Origin of the sequence: Paenibacillus sp. MMS20-IR301 (assembly GCF_032302195.1) — a bacterium.
Lineage (GTDB): Bacteria > Bacillota > Bacilli > Paenibacillales > Paenibacillaceae > Paenibacillus_AQ.
Genome location: NZ_CP135275.1, coordinates 7402688 through 7417537 on the forward strand (window position 1 = coordinate 7402688; position 14850 = coordinate 7417537).

A 14850-nucleotide genomic window follows, 5' to 3' on the forward strand; every position below is an offset into this window, starting at 1 on the left:
TTAAAATGACTATTTCACCAGTGTTTATCCGTAGAGATACTAGTTTCTCAATTAGTTCAATGCATTTTCTAATGGAAGACAATCTGCTTGTACTGCTGAAGAGAAAGAATGAAGTAGGCGACCGGTTTAAAGAAACCCAGGATAACGTCATAAAGCTAATGGAGCAAGAAATATACACGGCCGACGAATATGCACGAAAAAAACTGCTTAAACTTAAAAGAAAAATCATTAAAGGTGAATTTCCCGATTTATCGATAGTAGAGACTGCTGAATTAAAGCATGCGCTTGATTGTTATATTGATATTTTTGAAAAATACAAGTCCGCTCAGCAAAGACTCGAAGAAGAATTCATTCAAGCTTTTAAGAATGAGCGAAAAAGTCTGCAACAGGTTTTTAAGAACAGAGAGCTTCAGAACGCAGTGGGTATTACTATCGGGGAAGAAGTATATAACAAATTAAATAATTATCTAGATACAAATACTGAAGAACATAATAGAAATCTGCGTAAACTGGATAATTTCCTGCTGAAATTTCTAACTAGGGCGTCATTGAAAACAAGTCCCTTAGCCAACCTGACAATTACCGGCGTTTTTGATGGTACAGAAAAAAAGTCGGTTAATAAATTGTACACTAAGTTAAATTATGCCGTTCTTTTTAATCTTATAAATTCCATTTGTCTTGAAGAATCTATATTGCCCTCTTTTGAATATGTTATAAACGATACGTTCATTGAATCCGGGGATTTCTATTATGTTACAACTACAACAAGCAGCAAGCAGGCACAATTAAATCTGTATAATAATGCACAGCAGTTAGGTTCAATTAAAAGGAATGCTCTTATCGATTACATTTTTAAAGAACTGAGAAGCCGGCAATTTTCTTATTCAGATTTCCATAAGCTTTTCCGGGAGAGCATTTCCGATGAGAAGCAAAGAAATAATATCCTGATAAAATTGATGAAAAGCGGATTTATTTTAAGAGTGGATTACTTTATGGAGACAGACAAAGATTTATTGGAAAACCTGATTCAGTTTCTGTATCAAGTAAATTACAGAATGGATATTATCGGTAAATTCGAGAGATTACATGAATTATGTTCCCCAACGGAAGTAATCATGGAGTTTGCCACAGCCAAAGAAATCTACTTGATTATAGAAGAATTATCAGATTTATATCAGGTGGATAAAGTAAATCGTAAAAATATGCTGTACATAGATTATATAAAGCATGATCAACAAACGGACAGCAATCATATTGCAGACCTAAAACCGCTGTTGGAGGAGTATCAATATTTAACATTAGCTTTTGATCCTACCCAGAGAAGCCGGTATGTGGTAAGCCGGAAATTTAATGAAAAGTTCGGAGAAACCTATATACCGGGAAATAATAAGGAGCTCTCAGAGGTTCTAAGATTTATTGGCGAATCTATACAGCAGACAGAGGAAGCTAATATTTTCAACGGGATCTATCCTTGGAACAAGATTTACGAGGAGCCGGTATTAAACCAATATAATCAAGCAGCCAAAAGCTTTATGAAATCTATCGAAGATAGGGAACCGTATGCTGAAATTATTTTCACATTAAATGAACTCAAGCATTTTACCGGTCCAATCCGTGAGATAACGAAGCTGGATCTGATTTCACACTCGTTTTTTTATCAGCACAGCCAAGAGTTCCAAATTATAATACTTAACCATATCTACAGGGGATACAGTAACTTTATGGCCAGATTCATGAAGTACGGGCAGGTAAACCCGGATTTCAGAACGTATATCTCAGAATTCTTTGATTCCAAAAATATAATGGATCTTCAATATTCATACGGATTCAACGCAAATATTCGTGATCCGATTGTCTCCAGAAATTTCATCTTACCCTATGACAACGGTCAAATGCATTGTGCAGATTGGAACGATGTTTATATGTATTTCAATAAGCAGAATGGACTTCTTGAATACCGGGATAAAAAGACTGATGAGCAGATAAGACCGCTCTTCTTGGGAACGCTCATATCTGCCTTTTGTCCGCCTATTCAAAATGTCTTTGATCTTATGTCATCTCACGGGACCATCTATTCTGATTTTGGTGAAATCGCCCTTAGAATGAAGATAGCGGAGAAGAAATTGAATGATATTGTGATTATTCCAAGAATCAGTATTGGTGACGTTGGGGAGTGTACAATTTCAAGGAAAAAGTGGCTGATAAAAACCAGTGTAATAAAAATTGAGGATGAACATGATGATTTTCATATTTGGGAAAAACTTAATGACTTTCTGGAAAAACAAGGGATAGGCGGCCGTTTTTATGTCCGGAATTTCTTGATGGATCTGTTGCAGGAAACCAGCAAGGTGACAGATGCCAAACCGCAATTTATTAATATGTCATCGGTATCTCTTTTTAGGCTTCTGAAAAGTATTATCAACAATACAGCCTATATATTAATAGAAGAGGAACATCCGGTTGCCGAAGGTGATTATATCTCGGAATACATTATTGAGAACACTATAAAGGATGATATTGTTCTATGCTGACAACAATTAAATGCTTTTTATATGACAATATTAGACTGAACACCTTTTTGAAAGAAATTTTTAATTATCTGTCTATACATGAATGCCCGGGAGTTTCATTGAAAAAGGGTTATGCTCAAGGTTTCCATATTTCAATCCGGATTGAAGAGGAAAATGAACCCTTCATTGATTTCATTAAAGAGCAGTATATCTTGTATACAGCTCCCGGAGCGGTAGACTATGAGAAAGCCGAGCGGCTGATTAAAGCAGTAGCAAGAATGGAAGAGAATGGGGAGGTTATGCTCCCGTTACTCCAGGACGGCAGCTTGCTTATATCTGGCGATCTTAATTTTAGTCCGAGAAAAAAGGTTTATAGCATACAAACTCAAGCAGCTATTGAAAAAATTCAAACAGAATTCCTCACCGGCATATATGCATATTGGTCGAATATTGATGAAAATCAGCAAAACTATATAATGGCATATTTATTTATGCTGCTGGGTTCGTATAGCCCCGATGGACTCAAATCAGGCTATTTGGCTATGCGTTCGAATTATGAATACTTTGTTGAGCAGTTAAAAGATATCGGCCATGAGGATAAACGCAAGGAGTGGAAACACTATATTTCATTCCGGAATGAACAAGATCTTTACTTTATTCAAAATGGAGTAGCAGATTTTTTTGAGAAAAAATGCCCGGTTGAAAAGGAAGCAGAAAAATATCTTGAGAAGCTGCGGGAGCTCCTAAGAGATTCATATAACAACGGAGGAGTTAATACACAGGCTCTTTATTCGGCAGCTACCTTTTTTGAGCGGCATGAGCATTCCAGCAGTTTTCATCAATTATTTTATAAGAATAATGAATTCCTGGAAAATTATGAAGAAAAGAATTTTACTTTGTACCGGTTAATTCTGGGAGAAATATATTCTCTATTCCCGGAATTAAATATGAGCAATCTTAGGAAGCAGAAGATTACTGGACTGACTGCCGAGGCTGTTGAAGCTTACTATAAAATTTCATGGAAGGATGTTTATGACGGGTGGCTCAAAACGAATCGGGATATCTAATTGCGGACGCTCAGAACCTATTTCTATTTCACAACGGCGGATTGAAGGAGCTGAAATTACCTTCTTCGAACAAAGAGCATCTTCTTGCACAATTTGAAGCGCCAGAGGAAGTTATATTCTTGAACAGCGAAACTATAGCAAAGCTTATACCAGATCGTCCTGAATTTATAAGCTCTGAGGTGACGTGGAAGGATGTAGCCTTAAATTCTAATACTATTTTATATATCAGGGAAGACTGGTATTCAAATGATAGAGTGAAAAATGAAATAAATCTTGTGAAAACAGCAAGCGGTAATTATACAGATGTTAATGATATATACAGAGAAATATTTTATAGCCATGTGCAGAAGAATTCTGAGTTAGCCTATTTGTTCGAGGGCGAAGCTGATGGATCGTTAATTAGTGAAAAGTTGCTCATGGCTGTATTGGATTTTGAAGTGAAGAGCTTTACTGACATGTATCCGGCTGGCCGGGACAGGGATTTACTTCAATCAATCGATACACTGTTAACGCTAAACGGCAGGCTCATTTTTGATATCACGGTGAAGGATACGACTATTATTGAGGTTCCGTACCGGGTATCTGAGAGTTTAGATCAAACCTACAGCATTAGTGAGGATGTACAAACCTCTTTTTTTGATACGATGATCAATAATTTCCAGTATTTTATTAAAAAAATATACGGCAGCAATTATATCGTATTCACCTCTTACGATCATATGTTAAAGAGGCTTGTGCGGCACTGCTTTGAACAACAGCTCTTTGCGCTTGAGACTTATCAGCTGAGTTATTCGGATTCCATTCATGAGCAAGCCGTTGCAGAACTGTTTTCTTTTAACGGGATCGATCATAGTCAAGTCACTTACGAATTAACAAGGGATACCAAATTCAATGCTATTTGTGTCAAGGCGCATCTTGATAATAAAGGCTCATCCTGTTGTTATTATGGGACTCACTTAACGGAGCTTGTAGAACAGGCAGATAAAGAATTGATTGTGAAATATATACAGAATAATTTCGCGGAGATCTCTTCTTCTTCTGAGGCTGTAGCCGGAAGTTCTGATGAGCAAAGAAATCATCCGGCTTTGGAATTTAAGTTTGAGGAGTTTAATCGTTTTATTTCTGATCATTTCATGTTGAGGATAGCTAAGCTGCCTCAGTTAGCGGATATTGATGTATATATAGCAGGGATCGGTGATTTTGATGATTAACTTAATCAGGAATGATTCGGCAGCCTTTATGCACATGAAAACTCTTTTGAGCCAGGAACAGATTCCTTACCGCATAGCGGATTGCTTTGAGGCATCTACAGTACTCTATGTAACAGATGTTCTTGGAGATTACCTGGAAGAAACAACAAATAGAGTGATGTCAATTTTCTACTTTGAAAATCTTTTAATGATGGGCCCATTCAATAGTCAGCATGACCCCGGCAAGCTAAGTGCAGCTATTATTGAAATGAGGAATCAAGGATTGAAGAATCTTCCGGTGATTCTTTTCGGTAAAAAAATCCCGTTCCGGGCAGATGAGGCAAGTGATTCATTTCTTGTGAACTTTATAAAAGCTTTTGATCAGAAGGAAGAGCTGCTGCACGAATATTCAGACTCCTTATTTGTATTGAGCTGGAAGCATAATGAGTTTCTCCGATATAAATTAATCGATAAGAAACCTAAAGCTGCAGCTGATCTCAAACAAAATCATAACGATGATCAGAGAGTGCATAAAATTGGCTACTATGACCATTTATACGATACGTACACTGCCAACTCAGGAGGCGTATTTATCCACCGCTATTTGGATCTGATGTCTAAGCATATTCCTGCATTCGGAACACAGCTGAAGGTATCAAGTAATTATACAGAATCAGGTTATGGACGTGGTTATAGCCGGGCGATAGCCAAGACCTTAAGTACAGTAGAAGCTTTTGAAAGATATGCAGGCATGTTCAATAAGACGGATGCGGAAACGGTATGCTCTACTTATAGGCAGATCAAGGATCAAGCCTTAGATCCCCGGAAGTTGATTTTGCATTCAGAGGAAGAGTATTCCAATCCAAACTTCAAATTAAAGCGTTATGACGATAATCTCAAATTCAACTGGATCAGGGCGACTTCTTTAAAGAATGGAAAGGAAGTGTTTATACCTGAACAGGCGGTTTTTTTTGGTTCAAAAGAAAAGAAAGAAAAGGAAAATTATTTCTTGTATGAAACCTCAAATGGCGCTGCAGTAGGGGGAAGTATTAAAGAAGCCATCCTCTATGGTTTATATGAAGTCATTGAAAGACATAATTTTCTTTCCACTTGGTATAGCAGGGCTAAGTGTACAGAAATAGCTCTGGAGTCTGCTGGAATTAAGGAAATCAATAACTTAAATGTACTTCTAAAACGCGATAACAAAGAGATAAAACTGTATGATATTTCAGCAGATCTAGGTATCCCAAGCATATGGGCGTTAGTCCGGTCTAAAGACCAAAATGCAGTAATGGCGGCATATAACGCAGCAGGCACTAATCTCTCACCGGTCAAAGCCGCGGAATCGGCCCTGCTGGAGGTTTGTACTTCTTATCCTATTTATGAGTACCTGTTGAGGCACGATTCCAAGATTATGGACAGGGCCAAATATGTTATTCAATCAGCAGAGCGTGTAACAGAATTTCAAGATCATGTATTGTATTACTCTTCATCCCGAAATTCGAAATACTTACAATTTGCTGATAACGGAGAATCCGCGAAAGACATCAGAGATGTATATAAAAATGCCGGGGAGCCCTCCTCCAAGGGTACCGAGGAATATTTAAGAATAGTTCTTGCAAAGTTGCTGTCTTGTTTTGAAGATGTTCTTTATTTAGATATCACTCCTGATTTCTTAAGGAATGAAGAATTATTTTGTGTGAAGATTATTGTTCCGGGAATGTTGCCAATGACGTTCGGACAACAGTATAAGAGAACGATATATGCAACTCACAAAGAGCCCCACCCCTTTCCATAATATGCTCTATTGAAAGAAGGGATAGACATGATCTGGCATTCCTATCATATCTACTACTACGATCAACTAAAACAGGATTCTTTAATATTGTATATATGTAATCAGATGGAACAAGCAGCCTTAAATAATACCATTAGCAAATGGTTTTATATTAGGTACTGGGAGGGAGGGCCTCATATAAGATTAAGGTATCTGTCTGAATTTGAGCATTCTGAAATAATTGAGGCGATCAATGATTTTGTACAAGCCAATAAATCCGGAATTAGGATAAGCAAACAAGCTTACTATGAATCAATAAATCTAAACAGTGAAGGTGATACCCGGCAGCTGGAGCAGCTTCCCTGGTATCCTGAAGGTGAAATAGTGAACATTCTATACAAGCCTGAATATGAGCGGTATGGCGGAAATGAAGCAATCGGCATGTCCGAAACTTTATTTATGTACTCAAGTCTTCTGGCTGCTGAAATTATCAGTAAATTAAAATCAAGCAGCTTCATAATAAGATGGCTGACTGCCCTGAATTTTATGAATGAATTACTGTCTTATCTAGATAATCACCAGTATTTGAATATACCCGCAATAGATTTCCTGAACAACTGTACTCAATTCTGGAGGAATTCATCTGGGGAGCTACCGGATTCTGTCCGGAAAATGTTGAAGCTAAACTATGAGAAAAGTAATAAAGATATTCAAATCAGACTTGAACAGGTTTTATTTGTTGAATGCGCAGCGCTGTTTCAGCAAATAGCAGCCGGAATTTCAACACTATATTGTGTTATAAATGACGATACAGCTTTCAGAAAGATTATATTTTCTCATATGCATATGTTTAATAATCGGCTGGGAGTAGAGCCGCTTTATGAAAATGAACTCTATTCAACCTTAATCGGAGGGGTTTGAGCTGGACAATCCATCTAACATTTCTCAAATCGATTTTTTCAACTACTCTGAGTTATTCAATCAAATCAATGATCAGGAGATGAGAGCGGCCGGATGGTTCATTAATTATAAGCCTAATGATGATTATCTGCTGCCGCCAAGCATCTATACACCGGCAGCCTATGACGATGTGTATGAATTGCAGTACAAGTGTCCTGAGGAAGGTGATTTATTTGATATTATCCGGGCCAGGAAGTCGTCGCGATTAAATCATCTGAATAAACCATGGACTCTTGAAGAATTGAGTGTGCTGCTTGAGGAAGGACTTGGATTACGAGGAGAATCCCGCCTGGTAATGAAAGAAAATAAAAAAGAAAAGATAGAATTCAGGATGTATCCATCAGGAGGCTCGCTCTACCCTATTCATGTATTTCTTTATATTAACAAACTGCAGTCAGTGCAGCCGGGGTTTTATTATTATGCTGTGACTGAGAAAAAATTGTATAGAATCCATAAAGAAATTAAGGATTCGGACTATGAAAAACTGTTCCCGATGAGTAAATACAAACTCGACCAAGATAATTGTGATGTTTTACAAAGTGCGTTCTCCCTATTCTTCATCGCAGATTATTATTATGCATTCAATAAATATGGAAAGCTCTCTAATAAGCTCTGTCTGCTAGAATGTGGTCATATGGCGCAAAACTTGCTGCTAATCTCAACTTTGCTGAAGAAGAACAGTCTGCCGATCTGCGGTTACTTCCGTGATAAGGTCGAGCATTACTTGGGGCTTGCTAATGATCCGTACAAGTTTTGTCACTACTCTATTATCTTCGGATAAAATGCCAAGGAAGTGAGCATTGTACTATGTTGAATCCGTTCTATATAACGAAGGAAGACCAGAATACCTCGATTGAGTTATGCAGTGTCTATGATGAGAGTTTTACTGCAGCTACATTCAGGAAGGTTGCGGATCAAACTGCAGTTCTCGCCTTAATACATGAACAGGATGAGGCTGCTGTGGAATCCGGCCATACCTTGCACCAATTAAGAAAGCAATTGATTCTAATTAGTAAAGAAAAAAGTGAAATCCTTCACAAGATTAAGGCGATATTTGATGACTCAACCTCCATTTACAACAGAGCGTATACCTCTGCCTTGACTTTGAATTTTTTTAAGAAAGCCAGATTTGTGCCTGTAAACGGGTTATGTGAAGAGTTAAATCCACTTTTCTCATGGAACCGGGGGAATAAAGAGGCTGACGAAGAACATCTATTGATATTCTATCAAACCATCCAGGAATTGACTTCATTATTGGAGGAAATCAGGCTGTCAGGCAGAAACAGGACGGTCTGCTTCGTACAGATGGATGGGGCGAGGATGCTTTCCATTGGACCTGTGTATGAGCTAACCAGCAATAACCTGCTATCGTTTTCATATATTCTCCCGGAGCAAAGATCCAGAATTCAAATCAAAAGTATGCAGTCTATAGAACCTGTTAATCAATACTTTGCTGAAGAATATCTTAAAGCGTGTGTGGACATCAGCACAGATTATTTAACGTATGAGTCATGTTTGCTTGAGCGGCGCCTATTTATTGAGGGGGATTCTGTCTGTTTATCAAGACTTATTCCGCAGGACTACAGCCTAAAGGTGGGAGAGTATGTTTGAATTCAGAGACGTGGCAAAGTCCTTTAATAACAAGGCAGTGCTGAATGAATTTAATGTTTGTGTGGAACGTGGAGAGTGTGTGGCGCTGCTGGGGCCAAATGGAGCTGGGAAGACGGTTTTTTTAGAAATTTTATTAGATTTTTTGCATCCTGAGAAGGGCGAAGTTTTAAGGGGATTTGATTTAATCAGGGATATTGGTTTTATGCCGCAAAAGGATTTGTTCCCGGATAATCTGAAAACACACGAGATTCTTCAGACACAACAGGCCTATTTTGGGAAGAAAAACAATGAAGCAATAGACCGGTTATTAAATGAACTGGAATTGTCCGCCAGCAGGAACGTCTTCACAAAACAGTTATCAGGTGGACAAAAAAGAAAATTGACATTTATTAAAGCAATAATAAATCATCCAAGACTGCTACTGCTTGATGAGCCTACAGTTGGAATGGATCTGGAAGGATGTATTCAGTTCTGGGATAAAATCAATGAAATGAAAAAATCAGGACTAACCACAATCATTACCCTGCACCATTTTGATGAATTAAATGAGTATTGTGACAGATTTCTGTTCCTGAAGGATGGAAGGATAGAAAAGGATTTGTCCAAAAGTGACATTGATAATTTGGAGATATATGAGATTGCCGGAGATGAAGCTCTATTGAAGGAGATTCAGCAAGTCACCGGCGGATTCGTTGAGCATAATAAATTAACTACTTGTTACCCGGAGAGATTAGCTGAATGGACAATCAACAGAGAAATAGTTGTCAATAAACGAAAAGCTTCATTGAAAGATTTCTACCAAGTCATATATAAAAGGTGAGATCGAATTGGGCACACTGATATCATTAGAATTTTTGAAAATAATCCGAAATAAGAGATTTCTTACGTTCACTATTTTATTCCCGGCAGTATTTTACTTAGGATTGTATTATTTAGGTCCCAGTGTATCAAGCACAATGGATGATAAAAGCTTAATCTTATTTATCACATGTTCCTTATACGGAACACTGGGCAACGGTGTAATCACATTAAGTACAAGAATTACCCGCGAAAAAGAGTATATGCTGACTGCAATTAAAACAACACCTTTTTCGATTGCTAAATATATATGCACTGCTTCCATAGTCCAGTTTGTGCTAAATGCGCTCATTATAGCGGTGCTTGCAATGATTGGGGTGGGCATTTGCGGGCTGCATATTAATGCCATCATGTTCAGGCAGAGCGGAATAATACTAATTTTAAGCCTTTACTTTATATTTGTCGGTATTATGCTAGGGTTCATCTTCGATGTGGTCACTTTACAGTCTATTTCCATGCCGTTGTACTTTATATTAATTCTGGCCAATATTACGAACAAGCTGATTCCGCAAATGCCCGAAGCTATTACAAAGGTTCAAATGCTGCTCCCTGGTTACTATGCGACGAATGTAATCCTAAAAGTGTACCAGCACTTGTCTTTTTCTAAAGAGCTTCTGATCCTGTTAAGTCATATTATATTCATGCTAATGGCGGTACTTATCATACTGAGTATCTACAAAAGAGGAAATATCAAGCGAGGGATATGATTAATGGAGGAGCTCGTTGGATTAAGAAGGAGTTTGCACAAACATCCGGAAATCGCTTTTCATGAGCTGGAGACCCGGGCCATCATAAAAGCCTTTGTTACAGAACGGGCGGGTTTATTCGAGCCATTCTATGATGGACAATGTGGATTGGTATTTGTGAAAAGATGTAAAGACAAACCTAAAAAGACGGTTGCTTTCCGTGCAGAAATGGACGGGCTGCCGGTTAAGGATGAGAAGAAAACGGATTATGCCAGCTTGAATCCAGGATATTGCCACAGCTGTGGTCATGATGCCCATATGGCCATGCTGCTAAGTGCGATGGAGAAAATAAATGATGCTGAACTGGAGAATGAGCTTGTCTGTATTTTTCAGGCGGGAGAGGAGGTCTTTGGCGGGGCTAAATATCTGATGGAAAAAATATCGAACTTATCCATTGATTATTTGTTTGGGATGCACATCACTCCTGATATGAAGGCGGGCTCCTTTTCAATCGCAGCAGGCGAGATGATGGCTTCCAGCTACACAGCTGAGGTTCAGTTGAATCTGGCATGCAGCCATGTCGGGCAAGGGGCAGATCGTCTGGAAATATTCAACTTGCTCTACGAGGCTGCTAATCAGTTCAATAATGATACTCAGCTGATGAAGATCCCGCATATCCGGGATAATGGCTATTATAACGTGAACGCTAGTGAAATAACGCTTTGCATTAATATTCGAAGCTTTCTGGAAAAGGATTGGAAGAGTGAAATTATTAAATTAGTTAAAAGAATTTCTGACAAAGCAGCATTAAACAATGCGACTTTCAAGGAAATTTCATATTACCCGATACTAATAAATACAGAATCAGCTACCAGAAAGGCAACAGAGATTATCGGAAAATGCGGCGGTAATCTGGTGGAAGCCCCAAGAAGCTATTCAAGTGATGATTTTGCATTTTATCGAAATAGGATTAAGGAAACTGCATATTTTTTTATAGGCTGCTATCTCGGACCTGAACATCAATGCCATACCGCGTCATTTGATTTGGATGAAAGCTGCCTGGCACACGGCGAAGGAGTTATAGTAGAGCTGTTCAATTCGACATTCTAGGTGAGAAGTATATTAAGTAAAGGAGGTGAAATATTTATGCAACCGACCAAACAAAGCGAAAGCATTACAGAAAATTTGTTCCGCGATATTGAAGTAGAGACTATTGAATTGGATAACGTACAGAATGTACCAAGCATCGCAGCATCAGGAGGCAGTAATTTCAGTTGCTCTACCTGTGGCTCATCATCTTCTTCAACCTGTTCTTCCAGCTGCGGATAAATTAAGAAGCATACCAAATAATTTAATTTGAGAGGATGGAATAATAATGAATAATGAACTTAAGGGAAAAGATGCTGTGAAGGATTTATTTAAGGATATCGTAGTAGAGACTATTGAACTGGATAATGTACAGAATGTACCAAGCATCGCAGCATCGGGAGGCAGTAATTTTAGCTGCTCCACCTGCGGGTCATCTTCGTCTTCCACCTGTTCCTCAAGCTGTGGTTAAGTTGTGCGGGATGGAGAAAAAAGCACAGGGTGAATTTAAATAATATGGGGGCTGCACCTGCCATTTCTAAAAATTCACCATGAGCTTATTTATTGTAGCATAGTAAAGCAGCTTACACATAATAATCAGAACTGTAAATAGGATAAAAACATTGAGAGGAAGTATTATTAATGGATAAAGAATTCAATAAAGAAACGCTGACGGATTTATTCCGTGATATCGAAGTTGAAACCATTGAGCTTGATAATGTGCAAAATGTTCCAAGCATTGCGGCATCCGGGGGGAGTAATTTCAGCTGTTCCACCTGCGGATCTTCTTCATCTTCGACTTGTTCCTCGAGTTGCGGCTGATAAAGATTAACAATATAGCTAACTCCTTTTTAAAGAACGAGAGAATTCTCTCGTTCTTTTTTTTGGATGGAATTAGCAATTTGTTTTTGATATAATAAAGGGATAAATTACCTTATTTTTTATATTTTACATCAGTGAGGAGTCTTTTGTTGGAGTATGATTATAATCCAATGTATTCAATTATTTTCTACTTTATTCATCTTTTTGTTAGTTTCAAATAAAAAAAATGGTTTTTTTGAAATAATGCTTTGCCAACTTGTATTCTTGTTGCTATCAATAATTTTAAAAGAAAATTTGAACTATTCATTTATAGAAATAATACTTGTAGTGTTGTTTAGTTTTTATAAATTTAAATGGAGAAAATATTTGTTACCGCTCTTTTTTTCAGTATGTGCTATTTTATTAAATTCTTTATTGAATTATCTATTAATTAACTATGCTTTTGATTTAATGAATGCTCTAGTTGACCAATGGTTCTCAGATAATGATTTTTACTTACAAGCCTTGTGTTCTTTTGCACCCATTATAGTAGTTTGGTCTATAAAACGTATGTTGATAATATCGAATACTAAATTATTTAGAAGAATTCATAGAGCTTTGTATCTTGAGCAAAAGAAAATTCTTATCGTCAGTATTAGCATGGTTACTACATTGTTAATTTTATTGCACGTTATCTTTTACTTTGAACAGATTGAAGGAGAAACCCAGCCTGAAAGAATACTCACTATAGTTTTATATACGTGTGCAGTAATGGGAATAATGTTGTTTATTAATAATCAATATATAAAAACTAAAAATTCTGAGCATCAAAAATTCAAGGAAACCCAGTTCCAGAATCTGGTCGCCTATGCTGAGCAAATGGAACTGCTGCATGATGAAATTAAGAGCTTTCGTCATGATTATGTCAACATTCTTACTAGTATTGAGCAAGCAATACTCATGCGGGATATTGATCTTGTAAAAGAAATCTACGAAAAAACAATTAGACCTACGGGCACTTTAATGGAAAGCAATCATTTCTGTTTTATTAAACTTAAGTATATTCTGGTAGCTGAACTAAAAAGTATATTAGCCTCGAAAATACTTTTTGCCGAAAAGACTAAAATTGATTTGCATTTAGAAATTGAAGATTTTATCGAAAAGATACATATGGATATAGTAGATTTTTGCCGTGTTCTCTCCATATTGCTAGACAATGCTATTGAGGCAGCGAAGGAAACGCAATCTCCCAAAATAATAATAGCCATTATTGAAGAAAAGGAAGCCCAGCGAGTTATTATTAAGAATACAACTGCAGGCCAGGATATTGATATATTGAAGATTTGGGAGAAAGGGTATTCTTCTAAATTCAACAATCATTCAGGTTTAGGATTATATGCTGTCAAGCAGCTGCTTGACCAAAACAGATATGTTACCTTGGAAACTTCCTACCATCAATGCTGGTTTTGTCAGAGCTTGATATTAATAAAAACGGGGTAATCAAATGATGAATATTTGTATTTTAGAGGATGATATTGTTCAGCAAAAGCGTCTGGAAAAAATTGTGGTAACATTGCTTGAAAAACACGGGATCTCTTGCAACCACTTATTTACAACCTCCAGAGCGGATAACTTATTATTAGAAATTGATACGAACTGCAGCAGTATTTATTTTCTGGACATTCAAATTAAGAAAATGAATTACAGAGGATTAGAAATTGCCAAAGAAATTAGGGATAGAGATCCTTACGGATCAATAGTTTTTGTAACGACACATTCTGAGTATGCTCCACTAACTTATTCATATAAGGTATCCGCTTTGGATTTTATTGATAAAACACAAGCTGAGCTTGATTTCGCAAAACAAATAGAAGAATGTTTATTGATAGCTAATCAAGAAAAATGTAAATTAAACTTACCAGATTATTTTATTTTTGATAATAATTATTCAAAGTTTAAAGTTCCATTATATGAAATTTTATATTTTGAATGTATGGAGATTCCACATAAATTGAGGCTCGTAACCAAAACAAAAGTGATGGAGTTTTATGGGGAATTATGTGACATCTCCCTTCACAATAATCAATTCTTCAGATGCCACCGCTCTTATATTGTTAATATTGCTAATATAGTATCCGTTCATAAAAGAGAGAAAAAAATAATATTGAAGGATGAAAAGCAATGTTATGTTTCTCGGAGACTGTTGAAGGATTTAATTCAAAGAATTGAAGAAGAAAGAATATTTTGCAATTACATATAAAAACGCTCTGAGACCATACAAATCCTTCGGTCGCTTGGAGCATT

General features: G+C 37.1%; 15 protein-coding genes. All 15 read left to right on the forward strand.

The genetic code is table 11. The annotated features are described in order from the left end of the window. Positions 1 to 5 precede the first annotated feature (5 nt). The 15 genes from LOS79_RS31840 (at position 6) to LOS79_RS31910 (ending at position 14806) form a co-directional block, all read left to right on the forward strand. The gene (locus tag LOS79_RS31840) at positions 6 to 2531 is read left to right on the forward strand and encodes a lantibiotic dehydratase (protein WP_315415031.1); all 2526 of its coding nucleotides are present in this window, start codon (positions 6 to 8) and stop codon (positions 2529 to 2531) included. Then, positions 2525 to 3577: a hypothetical protein gene (locus LOS79_RS31845; RefSeq protein WP_315415032.1), complete on the forward strand. Its 1053-nt coding sequence runs from the start codon at positions 2525 to 2527 to the stop codon at positions 3575 to 3577. The genes LOS79_RS31840 and LOS79_RS31845 overlap by 7 nt, the downstream gene beginning before the upstream one ends. Next, positions 3550 to 4788, forward strand: a complete 1239-nt coding sequence (locus LOS79_RS31850) for a hypothetical protein (protein ID WP_315415033.1) — start codon at positions 3550 to 3552, stop codon at positions 4786 to 4788. Before LOS79_RS31845 ends, LOS79_RS31850 begins: the two co-directional genes overlap by 28 nt. Next, on the forward strand, positions 4781 to 6565 hold the full coding sequence (locus tag LOS79_RS31855; protein WP_315415034.1) for a YcaO-like family protein: 1785 nt from the start codon (positions 4781 to 4783) through the stop codon (positions 6563 to 6565). The genes LOS79_RS31850 and LOS79_RS31855 overlap by 8 nt, the downstream gene beginning before the upstream one ends. A 27-nt stretch (positions 6566 to 6592) precedes the next feature. Next, a complete protein-coding gene (locus LOS79_RS31860) occupies positions 6593 to 7465 on the forward strand; it encodes a thiopeptide-type bacteriocin biosynthesis protein (protein WP_315415035.1) in 873 nt (290 codons plus the stop codon). Positions 7466 to 7544: 79 nt separating this feature from the next. Then, on the forward strand, positions 7545 to 8285 hold the full coding sequence (locus LOS79_RS31865; protein ID WP_315415037.1) for a SagB/ThcOx family dehydrogenase: 741 nt from the start codon (positions 7545 to 7547) through the stop codon (positions 8283 to 8285). Between the two features lie 26 nt (positions 8286 to 8311). Then, a complete protein-coding gene (locus LOS79_RS31870) occupies positions 8312 to 9115 on the forward strand; it encodes a hypothetical protein (RefSeq protein WP_315415038.1) in 804 nt (267 codons plus the stop codon). Continuing rightward, entirely contained in the window at positions 9108 to 9935 is an 828-nt protein-coding gene (locus LOS79_RS31875; RefSeq protein ID WP_315415040.1) for an ABC transporter ATP-binding protein, read from the forward strand. Before LOS79_RS31870 ends, LOS79_RS31875 begins: the two co-directional genes overlap by 8 nt. 136 nt (positions 9936 to 10071) lie before the next feature. Beyond that, complete coding sequence (locus tag LOS79_RS31880; RefSeq protein WP_397386715.1) at positions 10072 to 10680, forward strand: hypothetical protein; 609 nt, start codon at positions 10072 to 10074, stop codon at positions 10678 to 10680. Between the two features lie 3 nt (positions 10681 to 10683). Further along, complete coding sequence (locus LOS79_RS31885) at positions 10684 to 11769, forward strand: amidohydrolase (RefSeq protein WP_315415043.1); 1086 nt, start codon at positions 10684 to 10686, stop codon at positions 11767 to 11769. Between the two features lie 36 nt (positions 11770 to 11805). Continuing rightward, on the forward strand, positions 11806 to 11988 hold the full coding sequence (locus tag LOS79_RS31890; protein ID WP_315415045.1) for a thiazolylpeptide-type bacteriocin: 183 nt from the start codon (positions 11806 to 11808) through the stop codon (positions 11986 to 11988). 46 nt (positions 11989 to 12034) lie between these two features. Next, positions 12035 to 12217 carry a thiopeptide-type bacteriocin gene (locus tag LOS79_RS31895; RefSeq protein ID WP_315415047.1) on the forward strand — a complete coding sequence of 61 codons (183 nt, stop codon included), beginning with the start codon at positions 12035 to 12037 and terminating at the stop codon, positions 12215 to 12217. 170 nt (positions 12218 to 12387) lie between these two features. Then, a complete protein-coding gene (locus LOS79_RS31900) occupies positions 12388 to 12567 on the forward strand; it encodes a thiazolylpeptide-type bacteriocin (protein WP_315415048.1) in 180 nt (59 codons plus the stop codon). 156 nt (positions 12568 to 12723) lie between these two features. Continuing rightward, positions 12724 to 14046, forward strand: a complete 1323-nt coding sequence (locus LOS79_RS31905; protein WP_315415049.1) for a sensor histidine kinase — start codon at positions 12724 to 12726, stop codon at positions 14044 to 14046. A gap of 7 nt (positions 14047 to 14053) precedes the next feature. Next, positions 14054 to 14806, forward strand: coding sequence for a LytR/AlgR family response regulator transcription factor (locus tag LOS79_RS31910; protein ID WP_315422555.1), 753 nt, complete (start codon positions 14054 to 14056; stop codon positions 14804 to 14806). Positions 14807 to 14850: the final 44 nt, after the last annotated feature.